This is a genomic window from Coraliomargarita sinensis (assembly GCF_003185655.1).
GTDB classification, from domain to species: domain Bacteria; phylum Verrucomicrobiota; class Verrucomicrobiia; order Opitutales; family Coraliomargaritaceae; genus Coraliomargarita_B; species Coraliomargarita_B sinensis.
The window spans coordinates 114,204-120,237 of record NZ_QHJQ01000010.1; the positions used below are offsets into that span (position 1 = coordinate 114,204).

10 protein-coding genes are annotated in these 6,034 nt (G+C 45.3%); all 10 read right to left on the bottom strand.

The genetic code is table 11. The features are described from left to right. Positions 1 to 23: 23 nt before the first annotated feature. The 10 genes from DDZ13_RS13000 to DDZ13_RS13055 all read right to left on the bottom strand — a co-directional run bounded on the left by DDZ13_RS13000 (position 24) and on the right by DDZ13_RS13055 (position 5,901). A complete protein-coding gene (locus DDZ13_RS13000) occupies positions 24 to 539 on the bottom strand; it encodes a DUF3592 domain-containing protein (protein ID WP_146209368.1) in 516 nt (171 codons plus the stop codon). Positions 540 to 589: 50 nt separating this feature from the next. After that, the gene (locus tag DDZ13_RS13005; protein WP_146209369.1) at positions 590 to 1,099 is read right to left on the bottom strand and encodes a hypothetical protein; all 510 of its coding nucleotides are present in this window, start codon (positions 1,097 to 1,099) and stop codon (positions 590 to 592) included. Between the two features lie 181 nt (positions 1,100 to 1,280). Continuing rightward, positions 1,281 to 1,706 carry a GNAT family acetyltransferase gene (locus DDZ13_RS13010; protein WP_110131893.1) on the bottom strand — a complete coding sequence of 142 codons (426 nt, stop codon included), beginning with the start codon at positions 1,704 to 1,706 and terminating at the stop codon, positions 1,281 to 1,283. 138 nt (positions 1,707 to 1,844) lie between these two features. Further along, positions 1,845 to 2,228, bottom strand: a complete 384-nt coding sequence (locus DDZ13_RS13015; RefSeq protein WP_110131894.1) for a hypothetical protein — start codon at positions 2,226 to 2,228, stop codon at positions 1,845 to 1,847. A 78-nt stretch (positions 2,229 to 2,306) separates the two neighbouring features. Beyond that, a complete protein-coding gene (locus DDZ13_RS13020; RefSeq protein ID WP_110131895.1) occupies positions 2,307 to 2,684 on the bottom strand; it encodes a hypothetical protein in 378 nt (125 codons plus the stop codon). 790 nt (positions 2,685 to 3,474) lie between these two features. Next, positions 3,475 to 3,903, bottom strand: coding sequence for an NTF2 fold immunity protein (locus tag DDZ13_RS13035; protein WP_110131898.1), 429 nt, complete (start codon positions 3,901 to 3,903; stop codon positions 3,475 to 3,477). Between the two features lie 112 nt (positions 3,904 to 4,015). Beyond that, on the bottom strand, positions 4,016 to 4,435 hold the full coding sequence (locus tag DDZ13_RS13040) for a hypothetical protein (protein ID WP_158279921.1): 420 nt from the start codon (positions 4,433 to 4,435) through the stop codon (positions 4,016 to 4,018). 24 nt (positions 4,436 to 4,459) lie between these two features. Then, positions 4,460 to 4,954, bottom strand: coding sequence for a hypothetical protein (locus DDZ13_RS13045; RefSeq protein WP_110131900.1), 495 nt, complete (start codon positions 4,952 to 4,954; stop codon positions 4,460 to 4,462). Positions 4,955 to 5,020: 66 nt separating this feature from the next. Then, positions 5,021 to 5,338: a hypothetical protein gene (locus DDZ13_RS13050; protein WP_110131901.1), complete on the bottom strand. Its 318-nt coding sequence runs from the start codon at positions 5,336 to 5,338 to the stop codon at positions 5,021 to 5,023. A gap of 11 nt (positions 5,339 to 5,349) precedes the next feature. After that, complete coding sequence (locus DDZ13_RS13055; protein WP_110131902.1) at positions 5,350 to 5,901, bottom strand: hypothetical protein; 552 nt, start codon at positions 5,899 to 5,901, stop codon at positions 5,350 to 5,352. Between the last annotated feature and the right edge of the window lie 133 nt (positions 5,902 to 6,034).

Genomic DNA, 6,034 nt, shown 5'->3' on the forward strand with positions numbered 1-6,034 from the left:
ATGTCGTTGCTCCTGGCGTCCGGCTAGAACTTTTTTCCAATCAGTGGCTTAACGATGCGCCAGGCAGCCCAACTGCTTAATAGTATTCCAAAAAATGTTAGGGGGAAGATCATTTTTCCGTCTCGAATGATGACGGATTCTGAAGGATTTTCCGGGTTATAAAAAATTTCAATTTCTCTTCCGACCGGGTAAGTGCCCTGGACTTTTTTTGCCACCTGCATGTCTGAATAGGATCGATGGGAAAAATCCAGTCGATCCCCCTGGTATTCGCTTCCGTCGATAGCGTAGACGTATGTCAGTCTTGGTTGATAGGTAATTCTGGTTTTGTACTTGGAGCTTCCCGGTGCCTTCCTCCGTGTTTGGTGCTTCTTTATTTCAGAAGAAGTAATCACCGCCTGAGCCGTCTGCCAGGTCTCTGAATGGGTCTGGTTATCCAGCGGGCTTAATGAGAAAGCTATGAGCCAAATCCCTGCTAAAAAGATTGAGAGTAGAATGATGTACCGGATCATTTTCTTTTGACTGACGTTGAGTTGTAGCACGGAGAGCTGCCGGATCGGAGTGGATCGCTCCGGCTGGCCCTCACTTTAGTTTAGGATGTGGGTGCGGGTTCGATTTTTGCTTTCAAGTAGGTCACGATCTCTTCGTCGTAGTAAAATTCGTGAGTGCGACCTTCATAAAAAGACTCCGGGATGGGCTCCAAAATCCCGTCAACGATGGAAAACGCTTCAATATGCTCAACCTTTCCTTCTTCGCCTCGAATGACCTGTATGAGGTCAGGTATTCCGTCTCTGGTGAAATCATCAATGGAAATTCTGTTTTCCTGAAGCGGTCGTAAAGTCGACAAGCCTGATATTCTCTCTCGGGTAAAGAAGAGGACGATAGACCATGCCTTTTCCCCTTCCGGGTATATTGTGCTCATGCTGGTTCCGGCTTCCTCGTCCATCGTCTGCTGCGACAAAATTCGCACGCCGTCACGATACCATACCTGCCTCACTGCATCAGTACGATCAGGATTCACTTGCTCTACTTTTTGCTCCAGTACGGCCTGTAAATGGCATACGCAGGTAATGCTTAAGAGAGTGATTCGGAGGAGTTTCATTTCTGTTTTTGTAGAACGTCGAGGAGCCTCAAGGAGCAAAGGAATTGAGACCTCCGACTGGATATTTTCCGGCCGAATCTGTTAGTTGTGATTTTTCACTGTGCTTATTCTTACCATCTGCTTCTAGTATCCCATGTGAAGTGGCCTAGGATAGCCGTTGCCACCACTGACTTGTTCGACTTTAAAGGGGTTCATCAGCTTCGAGACGCTTGCCAAGGCTAGTGACTGAGTCATCGCTGAACCCAATACTCTCATAAAATTTGATTACTTCTAAATTGGTGCTTCTTACTTGGAGATTAATCTTCGGACAACCCGCCTCTCGAAGAAGGCGCTCTGCTTCTTCCATTATTCTCTTCGCGTATCCCTTTCTTTGTTCGCACGGCTTCACCGCTAGATAATTGATCCATCCGCGGTGGCCTTCATATCCGACCATGCAAGAAGCAACAATTTCCTCTTCTTTCAACCCGACCAAGAACCATTCTGGATTCACTTTCAGTTTTCGCTGAATGTCGCAAATCGGATTATTTTGTGGTGCGACTAAGCCGCAATCGAACCAAAGCTGGACGATAGCCTGCTCGTCAGAATCTTCATACGGTCTTATTTTCATTTCTTCGTCAAACGTCAAGATGAGGCACCGATACAGCGGTAAGGGGTGCTAGGATTGGAACCAGAGTGGTCAGAACTTCTGTGAAGGTCAATCACGTGGCGGCTGTATCGGTTGTCCCTCAATCGACTTGTTCGGCTTTCAGTCCATTGTATGTATCCATATGCATTCGCCTTCAGACGTCACAAAATATGCATTAGAATGTTCAAGCGATTGATATCCTGCAATGGTCATCAGCCACCCCCACTCGGACAACTTCTCTTCCAATTCCTTCCTGTTCTCTTTTTTTGACGAATTAACGCGGTTTCGCAGTATTTTAGAATGTTCAAGTGTTGTATAGACGATGCTGTGGGGGATAACTTTAGTTGTGTAGGTTCCTTCAAATTTCTCCCCTAAGACATCGTTCGAAAGAATTCGGTATGCTTCTTCGTGGGTTATTTTTGGCTTCTCTGCAATTATTGGGAATGCCCCCCAAAGTCCGCTTGTGAAGCAGATCAATACCGAAGTTAGTAGTCTTTTTTTCATTCAATTTGCCTAACGTGGAGCACTATCGCGACTGTAGCGCGGAGCGCGAAAGGAGTTGATAGCTGCGTCTGGGTCGAATCATTTGGCTTCAATCTGTTTAATCGTTCCATCGGTTCCGGCTGAAATCACAACGTGATGATTTATTCCAGAACGCCATGGTCTCAAATTCTTCCCAATGGCATATGAGAGACCATCAATCTGATCTCTTTCATTCACTTTTACAACGCAAGAAAGGGAGGTTTTACTGACCGTCGTGAATCCGACCTCTGTAACGCGGAAGCCCATCTCAACTAAATTCTTTCGAGCCTGATAGATGTCACCTCCGACCTTCACAACCTGTTCGATGCTCTCAACCCTATCGGCGACCTGATTCTTTTCGACCAAAGTCGAAAACCCAATGATGAGAATAATCACGCCGAAGACAGCAGCTCCCACTTTGAGCCTTTTGTTTTTCATTCTTTATTTCGATCGTCGAGCACTATCGCGACTGAAGCGCGGAGCGCGAAAGGAGTTGATAGCTGCGATTGGATCTACGCTTCATTTGGTCGGTTGGTTGGATTCGAGCAAATGCCTTAATTTAATTTTCTTCTGATAAATTCGATGAGCCCGAGCACGAGTGCAGAAATGATCCAATCAACTATGGTCATCGATTCAAAAATACTTGGCCAGTCGGCGCTGAGCACAAAGTAAAATCGAATTCCGACCGCGACTAGAACCAGAATGATCGCAGCAAGGATAGCATAGTCGATTCCTGTGAACCGAAACTTCTCTTTTTCTGTTTTCTTCAATTCTTTCTGTAGATCGTTAAGGCCAGGCACCCAGCCTGACGGTTTATTGGTTCAAGTGATTCTCGGGCGGGTTACATGGGTTGACCTGTGCCGGCTGGTTCTAACTGGTTCAATCTAAGGACTGTGTCGTGTAGGTGACTCATACTACTTCTCCTCGGTATGCTAGCTTTTTGTTTTCTCTTTTCTTTTGGCAAAGATGAACAGTCCAACGCTCGAAAGCAAAAATAGAATACCGAACCTTCCGAAGTATGCCGATTCTTTCAGGTGTGCACGTGTCGGCTCTATGTTTCCTTCGAGGGCTAGATCGGCCGAATCAAGTGCATCTCTTACGGCCCAGATATATCCCGCTAAGCAGATGCAAGCCATTACGAAAAGGATGTAAGATGTTATCTTCAATTATTTTTAGAACGATGAGTAGTGGCGCGCCACAGGCGTTGCCACCTACGCCTGGTTCGCATTTAAAGTATGTGGGGTTTCCAAGTATCAAGATCATTGTGTTCGAGTCTGTCGATCAACCATCTTTCATTCATTCTCTTCAGAATGTATCGATACTTTCCTCCTCTCAAAATGGCTTCTCGCTCTGATTCAACCTGAGCCAGATTTCCTTCTTCTTTTGTTTTAGTTATCTTTTCTTTCTCGGGATCGTATTCTGGTGGGTGCTGGAATGATCCCTGACGTCCGTATTTTCGTTCTTTCGGAGTGCAGAATGCCAGAAATATCTCGTTCATCTTCTCCATACTTTTTGATTGGTATGAAGCTGGATCATCTGTTTTTCGTGCTGCTCGACGTTCCTGCTCAGATTCGATTTCCCACTGGTGCATGGACTCGATGAATGATCGTGTGACACTTTCCGGTGAGCTGAAATCACAATTTGAGCTTTGATTCATTTCTTCTGCGAACGTGAAGGCCAGGCACCCAGCCTGACGGGTTAGTGGTTCTTATGATTCTCGAATTTTCGGGCGGGTTGCATGGGTTGACCTGTGCCGCTTGGTTCTGCCTTTAGAGGAATGGTTCTGTGATGTAGATGATGTCACCTTCCTTTAGAGTGAATCCATCAATATTAGGGTCTTCAATTAGCTTCTTTCTGTCGACAGAGATTATCTTTTTCTTGTCAGATTCTCTTTGAATTCTGATTACACGTGCTGGATATTTGATTAATTCGACAGTTCCATCCGTGAGTAATTGTCTTAGTGTGTATCCAGTCTTGAAGTAGTAGTGCCCTTCTTTCCCTTCTACGACTCCATGTCCTAGAACTGTGACCATCATGCAATCTGGGCATGGCTCATTCTGTGATTTCTTTTCCTCTGAATATAATATGCCGCTGGTCGATAGAACTGTTACGATCAGAATGTAGATAAGTTTCATTTCCTTTGCAGAACGTGGAGGCCAGGCACCTAGCCTGACGAGTTTGTAGTTCAAGTGATTCTCGGATTTTCGGGCGGGTTACATGGGTTGACCTGTGCCGTCTGGTTCGATCCATTCTTTGGAGGGTATAAATCTCGAACTTTTCGGCTTCCCTTGAACAAAGCCGATTCTTACCGAAGAGCCGATTGGGGGTAGAGACTTACATGAGTCCAAGCCCTTATATTCTTTCCCATTATCTTCAAAAGTGTAGTTGAAACTCTTTACGCCATACATATCGAAATGCTGGGTAACAGTCCCTGTAGCAAAGGAGTTCAGTTTTCTTATTCTCTTCTTCTCAGATGGAGGGCTTAGCATGTAAAGAAACAATGCCGTAGGGGGTGCTAGGACAGCTGCAAAAACGGATAAAACGGTCGTCAGTCTAATGGCAGCTTCTTTTTCTTCGGTTAGAAGAACTATCGCAACAGCAATGGGAAAAAGAGTCCAGATCGTGCCGAACACAATCTTTAGGACTTTCCATGCTTTCGGGTGCCCTCCTGAGGTGTATATCGCTTCTACTTGTTGGTCAGTGAGCATCTTTATTTCATCGAACGTCGAAGATGAGCGCGGCGAATGCCGTTGCTCACTCTGTCTGGTTCTCACTTATTTTTTATAGGCTGTAAAACCCGAATCGTCTCCATCGTGGAAGTAGAATTTCCCTTTCATTTTTCTACCATCAATATGGACCCAGCCTCGTCCTGATCTTCGATCACGCTCGTCAAGGCCTTCCCAAGAAAAGTGGATTTTCTCTTCATTCTGTTCTATTCCGTATCGAAGCTCTCCTCTGACCGCTCCGAATGCAAAGTGTCCATATTCGTCCTCTTCAAACGTGAAATTTCCTTCTGTGACAAGGTCGACAAATTTCTGGCTCCACAGCTCCATGCTGTCGATACGCCATATGCCTATGAGTTCATTTTTCATTTCTGAGAACGCTAAGGAGTATCGCTCTGAGGCGCAGCCTCGGAGTTGATGCCTCCGACTTGTTCTAATATTTGCTCAAGTTTCTCTTGGTGAAAACCAAAAGTGTCGAGTGATGGAATGTTTCTTACTATCTCCTCAAGTGTTTCCTTATCGAATACATTGGCTGCCGAGATATTTCGATCGCCGTGCATTAAATCTATCCAGCAATATGTGTGGTTCAGGCCTCTTTTAATTTCTCTTTCATTGACGATCAAAGGTGCCAGCTCAGACAATTTTTGAGCTAGGTAGTTCTCGAAATCTCGATACGCTGATTCATCAATTTGAATTTCTTTTACGCCATCTCCGGGGATGACTGCCACATTGAGTTTGTCAGGAAAGAGGAACACGTTGAAGAACACTTTTTTCTTTTCCTCTGAATCGTCAGGCACCCCTTCAGCGTTTTGTATTGAAAGACTGATCAGGATTTTTCTTTCGGGGCAGCAATCTTCTTTTTCTTCCGCGAAAGCCAGTGAGTCTGCAGCTCCGAGTGTAAGTAGTAGAGCTAAAATGATTCGTGATTTCATTTTTTAGAACGGTGAGCTGTATCATGGAGTGGAGCCGCGGAGCGGCGTAACGGAATTGATACCAGCGACTGGTTCGTCCTCAAGGGCTTTAATCATGTTAAGCGACATCTCGAGAATGTCTTCTTTCTTAAAA

Bases quoted from the DNA above. Each gene is read 5' to 3' on its own strand.
- DDZ13_RS13005 (WP_146209369.1), bottom strand. From the start codon at position 1,099: ATGAAACTCCTCCGAATCACTCTCTTAAGCATTACCTGCGTATGCCAT.
- DDZ13_RS13010 (WP_110131893.1), bottom strand. From the start codon at position 1,706: ATGAAAATAAGACCGTATGAAGATTCTGACGAGCAGGCTATCGTCCAG.
- DDZ13_RS13015 (WP_110131894.1), bottom strand. From the start codon at position 2,228: ATGAAAAAAAGACTACTAACTTCGGTATTGATCTGCTTCACAAGCGGA.
- DDZ13_RS13020 (WP_110131895.1), bottom strand. From the start codon at position 2,684: ATGAAAAACAAAAGGCTCAAAGTGGGAGCTGCTGTCTTCGGCGTGATT.
- DDZ13_RS13035 (WP_110131898.1), bottom strand. From the start codon at position 3,903: ATGAATCAAAGCTCAAATTGTGATTTCAGCTCACCGGAAAGTGTCACA.
- DDZ13_RS13045 (WP_110131900.1), bottom strand. From the start codon at position 4,954: ATGCTCACTGACCAACAAGTAGAAGCGATATACACCTCAGGAGGGCAC.
- DDZ13_RS13050 (WP_110131901.1), bottom strand. From the start codon at position 5,338: ATGAAAAATGAACTCATAGGCATATGGCGTATCGACAGCATGGAGCTG.
- DDZ13_RS13055 (WP_110131902.1), bottom strand. From the start codon at position 5,901: ATGAAATCACGAATCATTTTAGCTCTACTACTTACACTCGGAGCTGCA.